Origin of the sequence: Ascidiaceihabitans sp., from assembly GCF_039986515.1 — a bacterium.
In the GTDB taxonomy this organism is placed as follows: Bacteria; Pseudomonadota; Alphaproteobacteria; order Rhodobacterales; family Rhodobacteraceae; genus Ascidiaceihabitans.
Genome location: NZ_JBDWQO010000010.1, coordinates 1 through 19,881 on the forward strand (window position 1 = coordinate 1; position 19,881 = coordinate 19,881).

The following is a 19,881-nucleotide window of genomic DNA, read 5'->3' on the forward strand; positions in this document are numbered from 1 at the left end:
ATGGCCATCTTCGAATACATCAACGGCTTCTACAATCCACGCCGAAGGCACTCAGCATTGGGCTGGAAAAGCCCCGTCGCCTTCGAGCGAAAAGTGGCCTAAACGAGCACTTGGGGCGGCACAAATACGCGACAGGTCCACTTCGAGTTTGGCCTTATCCAAAGTGTCGAGCAGAATGCGTTCAATGATGTTCGAGACCTCGAAAGCAGTCATTGTGTCGTGACTGAACGTAGCAAATGTAGCGACGGCGCTCTTTGCGGGGAGCTTGCCCTTATTCGTAACCGTCAAACTCAATTCGCTGTTTGGCGTGCTGCGATACATTTTACCCAAGACGTCAAACGGAGCCTTGTCTATTACCAGCCACGGCCTCTGCTCTTCGCGCATTATCATGTTGGTGCTGGCCATTTCTCTCAGGGTCGCAAAAATAACACCGATGGAAACGATGCCAAGCACCAAGCCCATGACCGCAGTATATCCCATCACCTTAGTGAAAAAGGCCATATTTTCTTGCGCTTTAAGGTCTTGATTGGCGCGGTCATGGTCGCGGGCGGCTTCTATCTCCTGATGAATACAATTCCTCATGGATACAGGCTCAAGCCCCAAGCATTCCTTATCAATACGGTCTTCGGCATATTGTATGTGGTTCTTGGCGCTTTGCTCTGCGCGTATTCGCTGTTCGGCTTGCTGGGTGGCTAAATCCCAAACAACCACAGTCAGGATCGCGATGAACGTGAGAAACAGTACGGTCCACATCAACGGGCCTTTCATCCAGGTATCAGGGATCACAATCTGACCTCTGCCACCTCAATTGCAGCCATGCATTGCAGCATGTATGCGGCGCTGAATTTTCCACGGCTCAATTTATTGCGTACGTTAGGCTCTTTGTCCCCAATCAACTCTGCAAGCTGCGCATAGGTTACGCCTTGCCGCTTCAATTCCGCCTTCAAGATGTTGGCGGCCTTTGCTTCCCAATCGCTCTGATCTGGCATGACGCCCTCCATTTGTGATAAAGGCATCGTATATGTGATATTTGCCATTGTAAACCATACTTATATGTACTATATATGTGATATAGGCAATCATAGGTAATGACATGGCACAGCACTTTCTTCTTTCAGCGGCATCACGCACCCTTAGCCTTCGCAGCATCTACAAAGCTGGCGAAGCGGCGGCGCATGAGACGTTCTGCAAGATGCGCTGGCCTGAGACAGATGGTGAGGCGGTTTGCCCCGTTTGCTCCAACCAGGAAACGTACAAGATCACCACGCGCCGCAAGTTCAAATGCAAGAACTGCCACCACCAGTTTAGCGTGACCAGCGGCACAATCTTTGCATCGCGCAAAATGGACTTCGTTGATTTGTTGGCTGCGATTTGCCTGATCGTGAACGCCTCCAAAGGTATGAGCATGGTGCAGCTTTCCCGCGATATCGATTGCCAATACAAGACCGCCTTCGTGCTGGCCCATAAGCTGCGTGAGGCGATTGCGCATGAGGTCCAGACGGGTGAAGTGCTGGAAGGCCACGTTGAGATTGATGGCGCATACTTTGGCGGTCACATCCGATCCCACAACGAAAAGGCAAAGCGCGTTGATCGCCACAAGCACCCATCCGGCCCAAAGTCCAGCACCACCAGCCCCTTACGCTTCAACCTGTCTAACGTCTGCCCTGTGCGTACACAGGCCGCGTCATAGCTGATCTCTGGCCGTGCGGCATCTACAAGGGCCGCTATAGCGGGCAGTCGCTTGGGACCGTCTTTAAGCGCGCGGATTACCAAGAGGGACATCATCCCCTTGCCTGCTACGTCCTTGCTCTTGGCAGGCAACACAGCGGGCATGTGAACGCCACGCTGCACCAGCAACGCCTCACAACATGCGCCAGTTCGTCACCATCGCCCCTTATGATCTGCTTACGCAGCGCCAGTAGCGCGTTATCTATCGTTTTGTCCAACATGGGCCAAGAGTAGCCGTTTGGGATTCACAAGTGTTGGTGCGTTTGATACATAAGGCCGGATATTTTTGGCGAAAAGAAGCATGGTTTAACGTCGCCCTTCACGCAGCCAAGCACCCACAATTAATGCGGAGCTTAGCAATAGAACAAGCCAACCCGGCATAAGCGGTGTAAGGCGCACATCGCGTACTTCAAAGGCATTGCGCGGGGTTAGGCCGATCCAGCTCCGCCCCGCGGCAGGGCGGCCTTCGCGCACGTTACGTATGGAAGGCAATCCGTTTTCGAGGCGCAGGATGCCGCCATTTGTGGCAGATGTCACCGGTTCCATTACAGTTGTGGTTGCGATTGTCTGTTCAAATTCGCGAGGGGCAGCAGGGCCAAGACCAATGACGCTGAATGCTTCGCCGTTCATCAATCTGTAAAGGCCGATGTCTGGCCCGACGAAGGTTGTCTCGAACTTGCCGGGTGCGGTTTGGTTCAGGGGCAGATTGCTTTGTGTGCCATCTGGCGCTGTGATGGTCACCTCTGGTACCGTTTCGTCCAATGTGCGCCGCTCGATCCGCATCACTTGTCCTGTGGCCGTTGCGGTCAATGCCTCTTCTTCCAGTTCGGGTTCTTTCATCATCCAATGTGCAAGGCGGCGCAGCAGTTCAAGCTGTGGTCCACCGCCTTCGTAGCCACGGTTCCACAGCCATGCGTGATCAGATGCCAGCAAAGCCACGCGTCCTTCGCCCACGCGGTCCAACACCAGCAGCGGGCGTTCGTCGATGCCTTCCATGACCACCGATCCCGAGGTGCGTTTCACATCAATCTGGCGCAGCCAACGCCCCCAATCGCCGCCGTCCGGTAGATTTGCAGTGACAGGATGGCGTTCGCCCAGATCATTCACCAGAGGTCTGTAGCTTTCCTCAAGCACCCGTGCCGTGGGTTCGGCTGGAATGATCCGCTTAAGAGGGGACCGGTAGATGCTTTGGGCGCTGGCAAAATCCGGTCCAGCCGCAACCAGAACGGCCCCGCCTTTTTCGACGTAGTTCACGACGTTTTCCAGATAGATCGCGGGCAGAATGCCGCGCCGTTTGTAGCGGTCGAAGATGATCAGATCAAAGTCATCGATCTTTTCCAAAAACAGTTCCCGTGTGGGAAAGGCAATCAGGCTAAGTTCATCCACAGGCACCCCGTCTTGTTTGTTGGGGGGGCGCAGAATGGTGAAATGCACCAGATCGACAGAGCTGTCTGACTTCAACAAATTGCGCCATGTGCGCCCGCCGTTGTGCGGTTCTCCCGAGACCAGCAGAACGCGCAACCTGTCGCGCACGCCGTTCATTTGAATAAGGGCGGTGTTGTTGCGGTCGGTCAGTTCCCCGTCCACGGCGGGCGATACGAATTGGATGACGTTGCGTCCGCCATGCGGCAAGGTCAGCGGAATGTCGATGTCTTCGCCGATGGGCACGGTGAACCGTTGGGGCGGCGCCCCATCAACTGAAATGTTCAGCGGTGCATTGGTTTGGCCGCCGGGTGCGGCCCCCATATCGTCAACGCGCAATGTCAGCGTGACGGGTTCGCCGATGATTGCAAAGGCCGGCGCGTTGCTGACTGTCAGACGGCGATCCCAATCGGTACCGCGTCCCGACAGCAGGACATGCAGGGGGGCAGGCAGGGTGACGGGACGGTCTGCGTCATGCACCTGCCCATCGCTAAGGGCTATGATGCCGGCCACACGTGCGCGCGGTTCTTCGGCCAAAGCTTCTGCGATGGTGGCCATCAATGCGGTGCCTGCGTCGCCTTCACCGTCTTGCACTGTCACCCGCCGAATTTCAGTGTTTGGACGCGCGGCGATCTGTGCAGCAAGCCTGTCCGCGCTGTCTTTGGTTTGGGCGGCGCGGTCGCTTAGCGTTTGGCTGGCGCTGGCATCTTCGGCCAATATGACGATGTCAGTCAGAGGGGCGCGGTCTTCTTCTTGGTAAGACGGGCTGGACAAGGCCAAAAGGACCAAAAGCCCGGCCAAACCGCGCAGCGCCCAACCACGCAAACCGCGCACAATTGCCAATATGGTGCCGGCCAAGACAATGGCCCCCAGCACCGCCAGCACCATCCAAGGCACCAGCGGATCAAAGATCAACGATCCGGTCAATTGCCTAACCTTTCAAGAAGTGCGGGCACGTGGACTTGATCGCTTTTGTAATTTCCAGTCAGCACATGCATCACCAAATTTACCCCGAAACGATTGGCAAGTTCGCGTTGACGTTCGCCAGAAAAACCGCGCCCTATCGGAACCATGGGGGCGCCATTTTCCGACACGGCCCAGGCTGCGGCCCAGTCGTTGCCGCCGATCACCACGGGCGTTACCCCGTCATTGAGATTGCGAAACGGCATGCCATCTATTTGTTCCGCGTCTGCCGGGGCGGATTCAACCCAGATGTCGCGGCTGGCATGGCGTCCGGGAAAGTCCTGCAGCAGGTAGAATGTGCGCGTAATCACATGATCCTGCGGCACGGGTTCTAACGCAGGAATATCCAAAGGCGCTGCCAAATCTTGCAATTTGCGACCGTTTGGGCTGGATGCTCCAAATCGCGCCACATCCGCATCACGTGTGTCAAACAAGATCAACCCGCCTGCACGAAGGTAGTTGTTCAGTTTGCCATAGGCTTCAGCAGAAGGGCGCGGTTGGTCGGGTGTTATGGGCCAATACAGTATCGGGAAAAACGCAAGATCATCGGTTTCCAAATCGACGCTGGCAGGGTTTGCAGGTTCAACGGATGTACGGAAAAACAGCGTATCGGAAAGGCCGCGCATACCCGCCTTGGCAATTTCGTCGACGCGGGGGTTTCCGGTGATAATGTGTGCCAAAACCAGCTCTGATGCAAACACATCAGCGCGCAATTGATCTGATTGCGACGTCGATTGTGCGTCTGCACCTTGCGGCACAAACAGGGCGGCGGCCAAAAAGGCGCCCGCGACATTGCGGGACGACGATCCCCCCAACAGACGTCCAGACAGGGCAAGCGATGCCACGATGTCCGCCAGCAAAAGCACCAATGCCCCAGACAAAAGGAACCCGCCCAAAGGTCGGGGTGGATCCTGGTTCAAGCCTGTAACAGGAATGCGGGCGGGCCACGCAGCTTGGGTCAAAACATCGTCCTCACGGGTTACGTTGCGCGCCAGTGCGCGATCTTCAGAGACATAAAGCCCCGGCGGCATGTCCGGCCCTGTGGCCGCGTTGATCAAATTGGCACCGTCCACGCCGGGGCGTGTGCCTGCGTCCATCAATGTGCCGAACCCGTCCATCACAAGTTGAGGCACCCATGTTGTGCCTTCCAGATCGCCTGCATCCGGTTGGGCATTCGCAGAGGAAACAGCCAAGCGTTCCAGCATCTCAACAAACAAACCGGACAATGGCAGCGTGGACCATTCGGCATTGGCGGTGACGTGAAACAAGACAATCTGGCCCTGTTCCAGTGCTTTGCGGGTCACCAGCGGCGTGCCGTCGTTCAATTCGGCAATCACGCGGGTGGCCAGTGTCGGATCGGGTTGCGCCATGACCTGACTGCGCACCACCACATCGTCTGGAATGGTCAGGCTGAAGAACGGGGATGTGTTGCCGAAAGGAGCTATAGCTTTGGGTTCCCCCCAGCTCATCGCGCCGCCGACGCTGCGCCCGCCGGATCGCAAACGCACAGGCATCAACGGGTCTTCGGCAGATCGGCTGATGTCGCTGGCTGCAATCCGCGGCCCCGCAAACCTTAACAACAGACCGCCTTTCAGAACCCAGTCCTGCAAAGCATCGCTTTCGCCTTCGGACAGGGTGGCGACGTCCGCCAAAACGATCACATCGGGGTTCGCGGGCATTACATCCGACAAGCTGCCACTGAGCAGATCCGCCGTAGGTTCCAACGCCTGACGCAGGTAGTGTAAAGGCGTCAACAGCTCCAGGCCCTCGCGGTTTTCACGGCCAGCGATTAGGGCCACTTCGCGGCGGCGCAGGCTGTCGTCCATCAAGGTGGTTGTCCCCGCAGACCGTGATGACTGCACCTCGAAGCGCGTGATACGTGCCCGCAATTCCGATGGCAAAGCGAGTGCTGTGGTTGTGGTGGTTTCATCAGCTGCGAATGTTGTTGTCACCGCAGACAAAGTGGCTGCATTGCCTGCAGGATCGCGGCCCTGCGCCAAAAGCGTGACGTCTTGTTCTTGTCCTGTGGCGCTGCGTATTGCGGTCAACTCGATTGCCCCATCGACATATTTGGGGGGCATCAGGGCATAAATCGTGCGGGCAGATTGAAAAACCTCGATCGGGCCTTGGGCCTCCAGTGCGTCAAGGATCGCTTCACGCCCCGGGTAATCCAACCCATCGCTAAACCATAGCGCGCTGGCCGCCTGTGCAGAGGTGATATTGGCAACGGTCGTCGCAATCTGCGCTTGGGTGGGCTGCCATGGGTGGGGGTCCAGACCGGCCAGGCGGTTTTGCCAGACACCAGCGGGCTGGAAAGGCGGCAAGTCCGGATCGGTGACTTGCATGATCGCAACCGGACGACCGGTTTGTGTGGCGCGTGTCAGCTCTGCTTCAAGTGTTTGCATGCGTTGGCTGTGCCCTGTGGCACCGGCCCATGAGGCGTCCAGAACAATCAGCAACGGCCCATCCGTGTTGGTTCCGGTTTGCTTAGGGTTCAAGATGGGCTGTGACAGACCGATGATCACCGCAGCCACCGCCAACATGCGCAACAAAAGCAACCACCACGGGGTGCGATCGCTAACGCTTTCCGCATCTGTAAGACCAAGCAAAAGCGCAACCCCGGGAAACCGTCGCCGAATGGGGGCAGGGGGTACGGCGCGCAAGATCAGCCATAGGATTGGCAAGGCGGCAAGTGCCACAAGCAACCAGGGTGCGCCAAATCCGATGCCACCAAGTATGGTCATCGCGCAGCCCCTCCCGCCATGGATTGATACAGCCAAAGCAGGCCGGTTTGTGCTGATGTCCCGGTGTGATGAACACCGTAGTGCCAGCCGGTCAACGCACAAAGCTGGCGCAGGTGGTCTTTGCGTTCTGCCAGCCGGTCCAGATAACGGTCACGCAAGTCGTTGGCTTTGAGTGTTTCGTGGCGCATCGTGCCGCCCATGCTTTCAAAGATGGTGCGACCCCGAAAAGGAAATGCTTCTTCGGACGGATCAAGCACTTGGCACAATACTCCGCGCACACCACGGTCGGCGGCCTTGGTCAAAGCAAGCTGGACTTGTGTGATGTCGCCCATAAAATCGGAAATGAAAATTGCCGAGGCACTGGGGATCATGGCGCGGTGTTCAGGGGGGCTATAGTCTGCGTCTTCGTCTTGGGTCAGGTATTCGGCCAACTGCAAGATCTGCGCGTTGCCGCGTCGGGGTGGCAACCGTGTGCCGGTCAGTCCCACGCGTTCGCCCGCGCGGCTTAAAAGGATGGCCATAGACAGTGTTAGCAGGCGGGCGCGGTCTGCTTTGGTGGGCAGCTTGTCGTCGCTGGAAAACCGCATGGATGCGCCTTGATCACACCACAACATCACCGATTGTGCGATTTGCCATTCGCGTTCACGCACAAACTGCTGGTCGCCTTTTGCGCTGCGGCGGTGGTCGATCAATCGGCGGCTGTCTCCGGGTTGCGCAGGCCTGTACTGCCAAAAGTCGTCCCCGATGCCTGAGCGACGGCGGCCATGATCGCCCAACAGCACGGCCCCTGCCAATTGCTCGGCGCGGGCCAGCAATGGCGGAAACCGTGCGGCTTCCGTTTCGGATCGTGCGCGAAGGGCTGCGGGGGAATTCACGCGGCGGCCTGCCCTTGTGTAAGTGAGGCGGCCGTGTCGTCGATCAACTGGGTCAGGCTGTCACCGCGCGCACGGGCCGCGAAGTTCAACGCCATGCGATGCGTCAAAACAGGACGTGCCATATCTAGTACATCTTCTGCGGATGGCGCAAGTCGCCCGTCTAAAAGGGCGCGGGCGCGCACCGCAAGCATCAAGGCTTGCGACGCACGCGGGCCGGGGCCCCAAGCGACGGTTTCACGGATCAGATCGCTGGCACCCGCTTCACCGGGCCGGAATGCGCGCACCAGATCAAGGATCATCTCGACCACGCTGTCCCCGACAGGCATGCGGCGCAGCAAAGTTTGTGCGGCTTTCAATTCACCGGGTGTGAAAACTTCGGTTGACGCTTCTTCGGTGTCACCCGTGGTGGCCATCAGAATGTCGCGTTCCGTCTGGCGATCCGGATATTGCACATCAATCTGCACCAAAAAACGGTCAAGTTGCGCTTCTGGCAGGGGATAGGTGCCTTCTTGTTCAATCGGGTTTTGTGTGGCCAGAACGTGGAACGGATCGCCAAGGGCGCGATCTTCGCCTGCCACGGTCACCGTTTTTTCCTGCATCGCTTGCAGCAAAGCGGATTGGGTGCGCGGGCTGGCGCGGTTGATTTCATCGGCCATAAGCAACTGGCAAAACACAGGACCGGGCACAAAGCGGAACGCGCGGTTGCCTGCATCGTCAGTGTCCAGCACTTCGGACCCCAAAATGTCCGCAGGCATCAGGTCTGGCGTGAACTGGATGCGGTTGCCATGCATGCCCATCACGGTGCTGAGCGTTTCCACAAGGCGGGTTTTCCCAAGACCGGGCAAGCCAATCAACAAGCCATGCCCGCCACACAAAAGCGCCGTCAACGTCAGGTCGACGACACGCTCTTGACCGATGAAGCGTTTGGTGATCGACGCTTTGGCCTGTGCCAGCTTTTGGCCCAAGGCTTCGATTTCGGCCACCAAGTTTGTGTCATTCGTCATGGAAAATGTCCCTGCCAGATTATATCCCTTACTGTGTAACCTATCGCGTCAGGTTGGAATGGCAAAAGATACCAGAGGATAAATGAGCATATGAGCGGACAAAAAACCGTGACACCGGATGCGGAAGGCCTTGTTGCCTCTATAAATGCTACAAAAACACGCGGTTTGCCGCCTGTGCACCTGTGGAACCCACCGTTTTGCGGTGATCTGGATATGCGTATCGCACGCGACGGGACGTGGTTTTATGAAGGCACGCCCATTGGGCGGCCCGGTTTGGTTAAGATGTTTTCATCGATTCTAAAGCGTGAAGACGGGAAATATTTTCTGGTGACCCCCGTCGAGAAGGTGGGCATCACGGTGGATGACGCCCCATTTGTGGCGATTGATTTTGACGCGGTTGGGGATGGGAAGGATCAAAAGCTTCGGTTTGTGACGCAAGTTGATGACCGCGTTGTTGCGGGTCCTGATGCCCCTATTCGTGTGGAACGCGATCCCCAAACGGGTGAGCCCTCACCGTATGTTCTTGTGCGTTCCGACCTTGAGGCGTTGATCGATCGCAAAAGCTTTTACCGGTTGGTTGATCTGGGCGTGCATCATGATGGGTGGTTCGGTGTTTGGTCGTCGGGGCAGTTTTTTGGCATTATCCCTTCGGACGAATTGGAATGACTTGGCGGTGTCGGGGGGCTAGCCCCCGTCCTGCGGACTCCCCCAGGATATTTTCTGGCGAAAAGAAGAGGGCGTGCGCATGCTGAAGTTTGCTGCAAATCTGACCCATCTTTTTGCGGAACTACCATATCTGGATCGCTTCGATGCAGCGGCCAAAGCTGGTTTCAAAGCCGTTGAAGTTTTGTTTCCCTATGAGGTCGCCGCCCAAGAAACGCTGTCCGCATTGACCCGCAATGGGTTGGGTATGGTTCTGATCAATGCGCCGCCCCCCAACTACACAGGGGGTCCGCGTGGTTTTGCGGCTATGTGCGGTCTTGAGGATCGGTTTCGTTATGATATGCGCCGCGCCTTTCGCTACGCCGAAGTGCTGGGTGTTAATATTGTCCACGTCATGGCGGGTGTTGCTGAAGGGGCCGACGCCCGCGCGGTCTTTGTTGAAAACTTGAAGTATGCTGCTGATGCTGCCCCGGCCGGTTTGATGTTGACCATTGAACCTTTGAACCCTGTTGCGCAGCCCGGATATTTTTTGAACAGTTTTGATTTGGCGGTCGACGTCATTGCAGCAGTCGACGCACCCAATTTGGCTTTGCAATTCGACAGCTATCACGCACAAACCATCACGGGCGATGCTGTTGCCTGCTACAATGCTGTTGCCCCGTTTGTGCGCCATATCCAGATCGGGGACGCGCCAGATCGTACGGCTCCGGGCACCGGTGTTGTTGAATTTGACGCTTTGTTTCAGGCCATCGAAGCGTCGGGATATGAAGGCTGGATCAGTGCGGAATATGACCCGCGCGGCAAGACCGAAGACAGTTTGGTTTGGCGTCGCGGGCTTTAGGGCCTGCCTCTAGCCCTTGCGCCCTGCAAATTGTGCGACTTTTATGTCGGCGTTTTCCAATTTGAGGCGCACTGATTTGGCAATGTCCACTGCGGTGCTGGTGTCCCCATGCAGGCAAATTGTGTCAATCGGTGTGGGGATGTGTTTTCCGCTGTCGGTGATGATGGCCTGCGCCTTTACCATGTCCACCATGCGCTTGCCTGCGACCTCCGCGTCGTGAATGACGGCCCCCGGAAGGCTGCGATCCACAAGCGTGGCATCATCGTTGTAGGCGCGGTCTGCGAATATCTCACAGGCATAACTGCACCCAAGCGATTGCACCGCTTTGACTTGCGCAGTGGCTGCCAACGTCATGATGATCAGATCCGGATCAACGGAAAGTGCAGCTTCATATAAAGCACGTGCCATCGCTTCGTCTTCACAGGTCATGTTTGACATGGCCCCGTGAAGCTTCAAATGCCGCACTTTTGCCCCCAAAGCCTTTGCCATCCCAAGAGAGGCGCCAACTTGCACACGGATGGAGTTTTGCAGGCTTGCGATGGGAACATGCATCCGGCGGCGCCCAAAACCTTGAAGATCTGCAAATCCGGGATGAGATCCGATGCCGACGCCGTTTGTATGTGCCAACCCCATGGTTGCGTGCATCACATCGGGGTCGCCCGCATGTGCGCCGCATGCGATATTGGCAGAGGTCACGGTCGTCAAAAGTGCCGCGTCGTCGCCCATTGTCCAAGGCCCAAAGCTTTCGCCCATATCGGCGTTCAAATCGACAGTTAGCATGAGGTATCCCTTTTTAGTCGTGGCCCGCAGTGGCGCCGGAAATCAGTTGGTAGCCAAGTAAGTCAGCTATTTTGGCAGGATCGCGCAGCAAGGGCTGTACGGTGCGACGCAGGCCCAAACGGCGTATGGTTTCGCGGGCTTCTATGGCGCGTGCGTCGTCGAGTGTCACAAACTCAAATCGTATGTCTGCACCTGTTTGTGCTTGGGCCACGCAAGGCAGATCCGTTGCCAGAACCGTGCCCATACGCGGATAGCCCCCTGTGGTTTGGCTTTCGCTCATCAGCACAAAGGGCCGTCCGTCGCCGGGGATCTGGATGTCGCCGGGCACAATCACCTCAGACACAATCCCAAGCTGGTTTTCGGCATGAAATCCGCGCCCTTCGCAGTCCATCCGGACCCCTTGCTTGTTGGCGCGCGGGTCGCGTTTGAAAGTCGTTTGCATAAAGCGCTGGCGCATGTCGTCCGAAAACGCGTGCGTTTGCATGCTGGGCACCACGCGCAATGTGCCGCCATCAAAGCGGTTGTCGCGTGGTAAGATAAGCCCCGTTTCGCCGCCTTTGTCGGGTGCGATAGGCAATTCGTTCCCTGCCGCGACCAAACTTCCAAGCCCTGCCGACAAGTGGCTGCCGCGTGTGCCCATGTAGAGAGGTGTATCAAACCCGCCGCCCACGTGCAGATACCCGAAGACGCCTTTGCGCGTGCCACCAATGTTTAAAATGGCCCCTTTTGGTAAGGCATGACAGGCATTCCACACGATGGTGGCGCCGTCGATGTCAGCCTTCATTTCGGCGCCGGTCAAGGCGATCCGCGTGTCGGCCGTTGCTTCAAAAGAGCCACCTAGACCGACCATTTCAAGGGCTGCGCAATTCGGGTCCTGCCCCAGCAAGGCAGCCCCTTCGTAAAGGGCGAGCGGATCGGCGGCCCCGCCTTTGGTCAGCCCGTAGGCCAGAAATCCGGGGCGGCCCAAGTCCTGAACTGCGACGCCAGGGCCCACATTGCGTACCAAAAGCGACCGCGTCATGGAATTGCATCCCATGTCGCGCCGCCCAGACCGGTTTCATTGAAGGCCTCAATATCGCGTAATTCCGTGTCCGAGATTTGGACAAAGCGCATTTCATCCCCCGGTGTCAGCGCAAAAGGTGTATCCCGATGCAACTGGAAGGGGTGAAATGCAGTTTGGCCCACATGTCGCCAACCCGTGGGTGTCGCGTAGGGAAACAGGCACAATTGACGAATGGCCGCGACCAAAGAACAAGCTGGCACATTGGGTGTCACGCCTGTCAGGCGCGGGATGTTCCAATTTTCAGGCAGTGTTCCAAGATAGGGTTGCCCAGGTGCAAAGCCGACTGTCAAAACGCGCACTGTTGTTTGTGTCAGCCCGTGCAGGGCATCTTCCACAGACATGCCCGCAACATCTGCGGCCTCTTGCAATTGTGGGGCGCGGTCGCCGCCAAAAACGGCGGGCACTGTCCATCGCTTTCGGCCTTGGGGCAGGGGGGCTTGCAACCAGTCTGTGCCGTCCAAAGTCCGTTCCAGCCGCTGGATCAGCGGGGCAGGGTCGTGTTTCACCAGATCAATGCGAAAGAATGCGGACACAAGCGAGCTCATGCTTTCGGAAATTTCAGGCCATTTCAAAGCATCGACATGGGCGCGAAATGCGATAGCGCCGCGATTGGCGGGGTCCGACATGGCATGCCCGAACGTCACCAAAACTCCGGCCAACCCGACGGTACGGATCAACGGCAATGTGGCAGTGTCGGCGGCTTTGGTCATATGCGTCACCCTAGCCGTTTTCCAAGTGCGTGCAATGGGGCTATGCTGTGTTGTGAAGACCGTTTCGAACATAAGAGTTTCCCATGGCCAACCCTCTATTTGATCAATTGTTTCAGCCTCATATCGGGTCTGCGGCCCCGTTTTTGTTTTTGCCCGGCGGCGGGCGACTGAGTTACGGGGATTTCCTGACGCGGGCAGGGCGGTTTGCGGCCGTCTTGCGGGCGGCAGAGCTTGCACCCGGTGATCGTTTGGCCGTTCAGATTGAAAAGTCGCCGGATGCTTTAGCCATTTATGCTGCTTGTGTCATTTCGGGGGTGATTTTCTTGCCTTTGAACACTGCATACGCTCCGGCTGAAGTGTCTTATTTTTTGCAAGACAGCGGCGCGAAACTGATTGTTTGCGACCCCTCCAAGGAAGACGGGTTATGGCCTGTTGCTGAGGCAGCAGGCGCACAATTGGCGACACTGGGTGTGGATGCAGATGGCACATTTGCAGAGCAGGCCAGAGATCACGCCCCTCAGCTGACGGCCACGGATCGCAGCGGTGATGATTTGGCCGCATTCCTGTATACATCCGGCACAACGGGGCGGTCCAAAGGGGCAATGCTGACGCAGAACAACCTTTTGTCCAATGCGCAAACACTGACCGATGCGTGGGGGTTCACGCACAGTGATGTGCTGTTGCATGCCTTGCCGATTTTTCACACCCACGGCCTGTTTGTGGCCACGAATATCACGCTGCAAGCGGGTGGCGCGATGATGTTTTTGCCCAGATTTGACGCTGGTCAGATGATTTCATTGATGACGCGATGCACGTCTATGATGGGGGTGCCGACGTTTTACACACGGCTGTTGGACACCCCCGCGTTTGATCGCGATCTGACAGGTCATATGCGTTTGTTCATCTCCGGTTCCGCGCCGATGCTGAAAGATACGCATGACCAGTTTGAAGCCCGTACCGGTCATAAAGTGTTGGAACGGTACGGAATGACGGAAACCAACATGAACACGTCCAACCCGCTGACCGGACAGCGGCGTGCCGGAACGGTCGGGCTGCCTTTGCCCGGTGTCGAGGTGAAAATTTGTGATCCCGACACAGGCATCGAGGTGCCGCAGGGCGAAATCGGAGTGATCGAAGTGCGCGGTCCCAATGTGTTCAAAGGCTATTGGAATATGCCTGAAAAGACAACGGAAGAACTGCGCGACGACGGTTTTTTCATCACGGGGGATTTGGCGCAAATGGATGCTGACGGGTATGTCACCATTGTGGGGCGCGGTAAGGATTTGATTATCTCAGGGGGCTTCAACATTTACCCCAAGGAACTGGAAATGATCCTTGATGCTCAGCCCGGTGTGTTGGAAAGCGCTGTCATTGCGGTGCCACACGGTGACATGGGCGAAGCTGCTTTGGCGGTTTTGGTGCGCAATGGCTCAGGCCCCGATCTGGACGCAATTCGTGTGATGATGGGGGTGGATGTAGCGCGGTTCAAACATCCGCGTGATTATATTGTGGTCGATGAATTGCCCCGCAATACCATGGGGAAAGTGCAGAAAAATGTGATGCGTGACACCTACGGTGACTGGTTTGTGGATGCCTCAGGGGCCGCCAAGCCGAAGCCACTCGTTCTCAAATGACACCTGAGAGACGCCTGCAAGTTTTTTCACACGCTGCAATTCGGCTTCAAATGCGTTGGCGCGGGCCGTGGTCCAGCGGACCCCGTTTTCAGGCCAAAGCGCTTTGACATGTAATACATCGCGGTCGCGGAACGCTTTCATATCGACGCGGCCCACCAGCCTGTCACCTTCAAGGATCGGAAACACATAGTAGCCGTAGGTGCGTTTGGGTTCCGGTACAAAAACCTCGATGCGGTAGGTGAACCCGAACAAGCGTTCGGCCCGCTTGCGGTCGCGCAATGCCGGATCAAAAGGGCTTAAAACCCGCAGGCGTTTTGTGGGCGAAATCTCAAGCGCGGGATCTTCGGGCAGGTTGGGTCGTGCAAACTGTGGCTTGAGGTCGCCTTTCACCCCCTTAACCAAACACCGCATGATCTGACCGCGGGCCAGTGCTGTTTCACACCATTTGCGCGCTTCGGCCAAAGTAACATGCGCCCAGAACGCGGCGATCTCTGTGTGGCTCGCAAAGCCCAAGCGGTCCAGCGCTGTGTTGCAGCACCAATCAATTGTTTCAGCCTCTGTCGGAGCGTTTACTGGGTCACGTAAATCGGGCGCCACCACCCGTTCCGTCAAATCGTAGCGTTTTTGAAACCCTTCGCGGCCTGTGACCGCCAAAGCCCCGCTGCGCCACAGGTATTCCAATGCCGTTTTGGATGGGTGCCAGTCCCACCAGCCACCGCTGCCTTTTTTCTCATCCTTGCCAACATCTGATGACGATAAAGGGCCTTCTGCTTTGATTTGATCCAGAACAGTCTGAAACAGGGCTTCGTAGTCTCCTCGCCGCCAGTTTTTGTATTGCTTGCGTAGTTTCTCGGCATCCCGTTCCCGGCGCATAGACCAATGCCGGTAGAATTCCATTGGAATGACGGCGGCGTCATGTGTCCAGTGTTCAAACAGGCTGCGGTCTGTTTCATACAGGGTTTTCAGGGCCTTGGGGCGGTATCGGGATTTGCGTGAAAACAGGATCAAATCATGGGCACGTGCCACAGTGTTGATGCTGTCCAATTGAACAAAGCCCAATCGCGTGATGACATCAAGTAGCGCGGCGCCAGTCGCATCGCCTTGCGGTGTATCGCTTAGTAAATGGCGGTGTAGAAAGACACGCCGCGCCGCGCGGTTGTTCAGGATGTACCCGGTCACACGCGTCGGTCGCGCCGCAACGTGTCGCCGAAGCTGATGGTCGGGGTCAAGGTGGTGTGTACGGGCGCTTGGTCTGCGCCGTCGGTGTTGCGGTCGATGATGATCTGCGCCGCTTGGCGACCTATGTCCAGGCGACATGCGTCCATCGTCGCCAGTTGACGCGGCAGACCTTGCAACAGTTCCACGCCATTGAATCCCGCCAATCCAATTTGTCCAGGAACATCAATGCCTTGATCCAAAAGATACAACAAACCGCCTGCGCCGATCATGTCATTGGAAAAGTACAAAAAGTCCAGGTCGGGGTTCTTTTCAAGCATGGTTTGCGTCATCTCGCGCCCCTTGGCCAGCGCGGACCCGCCTTCATAAAAGTCACGTGCTTCGATCTCGACGCCGGCTTTTCCAAGCCCTTCGGTCAAGCCTTCAAACCGTTTGCGGGCACGGTGATCCAAAGGCATTTTGGTGCCTAAAAAACCGATGTGTTCATAACCTTGTTTCAGGATGGCTTTTGCCATTTCCATGCCTGCGCGGCGGTGTGAGATGCCGACCATGGAATCCACCGCGCGCCCGTCCGTGTCCATGATTTCCACAACAGGAATACCTGCGTTCTTCATCATGGCACGCGCCGCATCGGAATGTTCAAGCCCCGCCATGATGACACCGGATGGTCGCCACGACAGCATTTCGTATAAGACGCGTTCTTCTTTTTCGGGAAGATAATCCGTGACCCCCACAACGGGTTGTAGCGGCGTGTCGTCAAAGACCTGATTGATGCCGTTCAAAACCTCGGGGAACACCATGTTGCCGAGGGATGGAATAATGACGGCGACAAGATTAACCCGCTGGCTGGCCAAAGACCCCGCAATCTGGTTCGGCACATAGCCCAATTCTTTTGCTGCCGCGAGAACCCGTTTGCGTGTTGCGTCTGACACATCCCCCCGATTGCGTAAAACGCGACTGACTGTCATTTCCGAAACACCAGAGGCTTCAGAAACATCACGAAGAGTCAGCGGGCGTTTTGTGGTGTCATTCAATGGGATGTGTCCTGTTTGCTTTGGACAACGGTAGCGCAAACTTCATGCCAAAGACAAGTGAACGCAAGCAATGATGACACGGGCGCAGATGTGCATTAAACGCGTTATACGGCCCCGTGGCTCAACTGGATAGAGCAGCCCCCTCCTAAGGGGCAGGTTATTGGTTCGAATCCAATCGGGGTCACCACAAACACCTATAAAATATAGCTTATTTACAGGGCTTTGTGCAGGCACTTGCAGAAACTTACGCGGCGATGCAGGCCGATGTCGGCTGAAATCATCAAATTCCTGTACAAAACCTGTACAAAATCCATGGGGCTTTGCGGCTTGTGAGGCCGTTCGATGAGCTGGCGCGTCGCAAAGGAATGCGCTGAACGCAGGTTTGGGAGTGCTCCGCGCAAACAGATCATCATGTTCTTGGCTGACAAGGCGAGCGATGATGGTTCTGGCATCTGGTGTTCCAAGGGGACGATCCAGCGACACACGGAGCTGGGAGAGACTACCGTAAAGCGAACCGTCCGCGAGTTCCTGAAAGAAGGCATTCTCGTCGAGACTGGCGCGCGGACCTGCAAGAACGGTTTCACTGTCGTTTACCGCATCGATCTGACAAAGGTTGAGGCGCTGGAACCGACCGCAGAACCCGAGATTGAGACGGGGTCCACAGTGGCCCCCGTCCAGACTGGCCCCGGTACGGGGGCCTCTGTGGCCGGGGTACCGGGGCCACCACGGCCCCCAAACCATCCTAAAACCATCCATAAACCATCTACGCGCAGGCGCGAGGCGGCGGCGAAAGAAGTGACTGAAAAGATCTTGGCAGCATATCCGCCCGACCGACTGCGGTGCAAAGCGGTCTGCTTTGCACAGATCGAAGAGGCCATGAAGGAAGGAATTGCACCGGAGGACTTGCTGCAAGCCGTCAAAGCCTACGCGACCGACAGCGCCGGTTTCACCCGCTCCAAGGTCTGCTTTTCCGACAACTGGTTCCAGTCGCGGCGCTGGCAGGCCTATGTCGAGAGGCAAGCGGAAAACCGAGAGAAGGCGAAGGCTTTAGCGGCTGACCACCAAGCGCGGTTGGCTTGCTGGATCAGTGATCGCAGCCCGATGTGCAAGCACATCACGGGCACCCAAGTCACGGCGTTGCTTGTTTCAAAGCTGGTGACCGAGGCCCAAATTCAAGCCGCAGGCCTCAGAGCATGACCGCAACCGATCCGACAGAAGAGCAAACAGCAAGGCGACCCATGTCATACGCTGGCGCTGCTGACACGGGACCTTGCGAGGGGCGGCACGCCTCCCCTTCGAACCCCACCGGCGCGGGCAGAGCCCGCACCAAAGAGCCGCTGACCGAGACGTTTGTCTTTCGATGCACAGCCGCAGAAAAGGCCCAGTTGCGCGCCAAGGCCGAGGCTGCTGGCCTGCCCGCTGCGACCCTTTTGCACGAGGCTCTGGGCCTCACTGAGGCCCGCCGCCGCAAGCCCATCCCCCGCGTTGATCCTGCGCTCGTGCTGGCCGTCGGGCGCATCGGCGGCAACCTTAACCAGATCGCTCGTTGGCTGAACCGCGCGATGCTGGCGGGCCGCGTGGACCTCGACGCGCTGACCGTTGCGCGCCGCTTGCTGACAATCGAACGCCAGCTTGCCCAGATCGTCGAGGCCGCGCGCCGATGCTGATCAAGTTCTTTCGCAACGGCAAGGGCGCGGGTGCTGGTCCGGTCGGCTACCTCGTCGCGGACAAGGTGCTGGCCTACGACGACAACCGCGATCTGATCCGCGATGCCGACGGCCGGCCGGTGACCGTCACCCGCGATCCCTTGCCGGAGGTCCTGCGCGGCAATCCCGACCGCACCGAGGCTCTGATCGACGCCAGCCGCCACCAATGGACCTACCGCGCTGGCGTGATCAGTTTTGCCGCCGAGGATGCACCGACAGAAGAGCAGCAAGCCGAGGTCATGGACGGGTTCGAGCGTCTGGCCTTCGCGGGGCTGGACCCGACGCAATATGACGTGCTCTGGGTCCGACATACCCACGAAGACCGCGTCGAGCTTCACTTCTGCACACCCCGCCTAGAACTGACCTCGGGGCGGAGCCTGAACATCGCGCCGCCCGGCTATCAGGACGCTTTCGATAGCTTGCGCGACGTGATGAACCAGCGCCACGGCTGGGCCGATCCGATGGAGCTGGAGCGCACGCAAGAGGTTCGCGACACCATCGAGACCCCAACCCGCGCCCAAGGCCGTGACGAACTGCACGCGTGGCTGCAAGACCAGATCAGCGTTGGCTTAATCACTGACCGCGCCAGCATGGTCGACGCACTTGCGGACGCTGGTTTCGACCTGCCTCGCATCGGCAAGGCTTATCTGACCGCTCAAGACCCCGACACCGGCGAGCGCTGGCGTTTGAAAGGAGAAATCTTCCATGAAGACTGGCAAGCCGACACGGCTGAGCGAGAAGCTGAACGCGGAACTGGACACGATCCGGCAGGACTACGCCGCCTCGATGGCATCCCAGCTGGAGAGCTTCAGGACCGATTTGAACAAAATTGCGACCATCGCGCATCGTACAATCGAGACCGATACCCGCACCTTTCTGCGACAGAACAAGAGCTGGCTGACGATCTCGCCCTGGCTGATCACGGGGACGTTCTTGGTGGGGATCGTCTCGATGATGGCCGCGAGCTTGCTTTGGACGATGTTGCTGGCCAACTCGGAACTGACGGACTTGGGCCTGACACGGATCGACAGGGAGGACGGGACGTGGCTGGTGCTGGACCCGACCAAGACGCGCCTGAGGACCTGCACGCTGGGCGGCAGATCAGTGACCTGCATCAAGATCGAGGAGAATTAGATGACGACACCCCTGACAGCCTTGGAACGCGAATTGCTCGCCTGCGTCGAGCGGTTGGTGACGGCCTGCGAGGTCTCAGCAAAGGAATTGAGCGCTTTGGAGACACGCTCGACCGGCAGGATCGAGAAGGAGTTGGTTGGCTTGAAAGACTGCGTGGCCTTGCTCATTCGTTCACAAGCCGCATCAATGACGGCCTTGCAGGGATTGCTGAACGACGAGGCGAACTACAAAGCGCTGGACGAGAACTTGCGACAGAGCTTGAGCTTAGCGAAAGCCGCCGCCGAGAGATTGAGGGACCGTTAGACGCGCAGGAGGCCCATGCGGAAAGGGGGCTGACGCATTGAGAGGCATGGATCGAAAGCAACAGTTTCTTGAGCCAGGCCGGTGCCCTCCTTGATTAGAGA

Annotated in this window: 18 protein-coding genes, 1 tRNA gene and 1 pseudogene; 9 read left to right on the forward strand and 11 right to left on the reverse strand. The window is 57.5% G+C overall.

The window, feature by feature from the left end:
- Positions 1–102, forward strand: a 102-nt coding sequence (locus tag ABJL60_RS10575; RefSeq protein WP_121095842.1) for an IS3 family transposase, incomplete at its 5' end; no start/stop codon positions are given.
- Here the strand turns inward: ABJL60_RS10575 and ABJL60_RS10580 are convergent.
- Positions 52–786 (reverse strand): hypothetical protein, encoded by a 735-nt coding sequence (locus ABJL60_RS10580; RefSeq protein WP_348373926.1) that lies wholly within the window; start codon positions 784–786, stop codon positions 52–54. The genes ABJL60_RS10575 and ABJL60_RS10580 overlap by 51 nt on opposite strands.
- On the reverse strand, positions 783–989 hold the full coding sequence (locus ABJL60_RS10585; protein WP_348373927.1) for a DUF6471 domain-containing protein: 207 nt from the start codon (positions 987–989) through the stop codon (positions 783–785). The genes ABJL60_RS10580 and ABJL60_RS10585 overlap by 4 nt, the downstream gene beginning before the upstream one ends.
- Before the next feature lie 104 nt (positions 990–1,093).
- On the opposite strand from ABJL60_RS10585, the pseudogene ABJL60_RS10590 reads away from it, so the two are divergent.
- Positions 1,094–1,561, forward strand: a pseudogene (locus tag ABJL60_RS10590) (IS1595 family transposase); the annotation flags it as partial.
- 473 nt (positions 1,562–2,034) lie between these two features.
- On the opposite strand, the gene ABJL60_RS10595 reads toward ABJL60_RS10590, so the two are convergent.
- From ABJL60_RS10595 to ABJL60_RS10610, 4 genes are read right to left on the reverse strand one after another with little or no spacing between them, the layout of a single operon-like run.
- Positions 2,035–4,077: a hypothetical protein gene (locus ABJL60_RS10595; RefSeq protein ID WP_348373928.1), complete on the reverse strand. Its 2,043-nt coding sequence runs from the start codon at positions 4,075–4,077 to the stop codon at positions 2,035–2,037.
- On the reverse strand, positions 4,074–6,857 hold the full coding sequence (locus tag ABJL60_RS10600) for a DUF4159 domain-containing protein (protein WP_348373929.1): 2,784 nt from the start codon (positions 6,855–6,857) through the stop codon (positions 4,074–4,076). Before ABJL60_RS10600 ends, ABJL60_RS10595 begins: the two co-directional genes overlap by 4 nt.
- Positions 6,854–7,732 (reverse strand): DUF58 domain-containing protein, encoded by an 879-nt coding sequence (locus ABJL60_RS10605; protein WP_348373930.1) that lies wholly within the window; start codon positions 7,730–7,732, stop codon positions 6,854–6,856. Before ABJL60_RS10605 ends, ABJL60_RS10600 begins: the two co-directional genes overlap by 4 nt.
- Complete coding sequence (locus ABJL60_RS10610; RefSeq protein WP_348373931.1) at positions 7,729–8,736, reverse strand: MoxR family ATPase; 1,008 nt, start codon at positions 8,734–8,736, stop codon at positions 7,729–7,731. Before ABJL60_RS10610 ends, ABJL60_RS10605 begins: the two co-directional genes overlap by 4 nt.
- A gap of 90 nt (positions 8,737–8,826) precedes the next feature.
- Between ABJL60_RS10610 and ABJL60_RS10615 the strand changes: the two genes are divergently transcribed.
- Positions 8,827–9,402, forward strand: a complete 576-nt coding sequence (locus ABJL60_RS10615) for a DUF1285 domain-containing protein (RefSeq protein WP_348286458.1) — start codon at positions 8,827–8,829, stop codon at positions 9,400–9,402.
- Between the two features lie 79 nt (positions 9,403–9,481).
- Positions 9,482–10,240, forward strand: a complete 759-nt coding sequence (locus ABJL60_RS10620; RefSeq protein WP_348373932.1) for a TIM barrel protein — start codon at positions 9,482–9,484, stop codon at positions 10,238–10,240.
- A 9-nt stretch (positions 10,241–10,249) separates the two neighbouring features.
- Here the strand turns inward: ABJL60_RS10620 and ABJL60_RS10625 are convergent, their stop codons facing one another.
- The 3 genes from ABJL60_RS10625 to ABJL60_RS10635 are packed head-to-tail and all read right to left on the reverse strand — an operon-like array spanning position 10,250 to position 12,793.
- On the reverse strand, positions 10,250–11,020 hold the full coding sequence (locus ABJL60_RS10625; protein WP_348373933.1) for a 5-oxoprolinase subunit PxpA: 771 nt from the start codon (positions 11,018–11,020) through the stop codon (positions 10,250–10,252).
- A 13-nt stretch (positions 11,021–11,033) separates the two neighbouring features.
- Positions 11,034–12,041 (reverse strand): biotin-dependent carboxyltransferase family protein, encoded by a 1,008-nt coding sequence (locus ABJL60_RS10630; protein ID WP_348373934.1) that lies wholly within the window; start codon positions 12,039–12,041, stop codon positions 11,034–11,036.
- Positions 12,038–12,793 (reverse strand): carboxyltransferase domain-containing protein, encoded by a 756-nt coding sequence (locus ABJL60_RS10635; RefSeq protein WP_348373935.1) that lies wholly within the window; start codon positions 12,791–12,793, stop codon positions 12,038–12,040. Before ABJL60_RS10635 ends, ABJL60_RS10630 begins: the two co-directional genes overlap by 4 nt.
- Before the next feature lie 83 nt (positions 12,794–12,876).
- On the opposite strand from ABJL60_RS10635, the gene ABJL60_RS10640 reads away from it, so the two are divergent.
- Positions 12,877–14,427, forward strand: coding sequence for a malonyl-CoA synthase (locus ABJL60_RS10640; RefSeq protein ID WP_348373936.1), 1,551 nt, complete (start codon positions 12,877–12,879; stop codon positions 14,425–14,427).
- On the opposite strand, the gene ABJL60_RS10645 is transcribed toward ABJL60_RS10640, so the two are convergent.
- Together ABJL60_RS10645 and ABJL60_RS10650 are read right to left on the reverse strand one after the other, a co-directional pair.
- Entirely contained in the window at positions 14,389–15,606 is a 1,218-nt protein-coding gene (locus ABJL60_RS10645) for a crosslink repair DNA glycosylase YcaQ family protein (protein WP_348373937.1), read from the reverse strand. The genes ABJL60_RS10640 and ABJL60_RS10645 overlap by 39 nt on opposite strands.
- Positions 15,603–16,637 (reverse strand): LacI family DNA-binding transcriptional regulator, encoded by a 1,035-nt coding sequence (locus ABJL60_RS10650; protein ID WP_348286472.1) that lies wholly within the window; start codon positions 16,635–16,637, stop codon positions 15,603–15,605. The genes ABJL60_RS10645 and ABJL60_RS10650 overlap by 4 nt, the downstream gene beginning before the upstream one ends.
- A gap of 110 nt (positions 16,638–16,747) precedes the next feature.
- Here ABJL60_RS10650 and ABJL60_RS10655 point away from each other — a divergent pair.
- From ABJL60_RS10655 to ABJL60_RS10670, 4 genes are all read left to right on the forward strand, one after another.
- A tRNA-Arg gene (locus ABJL60_RS10655) sits at positions 16,748–16,824 on the forward strand.
- 155 nt (positions 16,825–16,979) lie between these two features.
- A complete protein-coding gene (locus ABJL60_RS10660; protein WP_348373938.1) occupies positions 16,980–17,834 on the forward strand; it encodes a hypothetical protein in 855 nt (284 codons plus the stop codon).
- Positions 17,831–18,304 carry a plasmid mobilization relaxosome protein MobC gene (mobC, locus tag ABJL60_RS10665; RefSeq protein ID WP_348373939.1) on the forward strand — a complete coding sequence of 158 codons (474 nt, stop codon included), beginning with the start codon at positions 17,831–17,833 and terminating at the stop codon, positions 18,302–18,304. Before ABJL60_RS10660 ends, mobC begins: the two co-directional genes overlap by 4 nt.
- A complete protein-coding gene (locus ABJL60_RS10670) occupies positions 18,298–19,821 on the forward strand; it encodes a relaxase/mobilization nuclease domain-containing protein (protein ID WP_348373940.1) in 1,524 nt (507 codons plus the stop codon). The genes mobC and ABJL60_RS10670 overlap by 7 nt, the downstream gene beginning before the upstream one ends.
- The last annotated feature ends 60 nt before the right edge of the window (positions 19,822–19,881 follow it).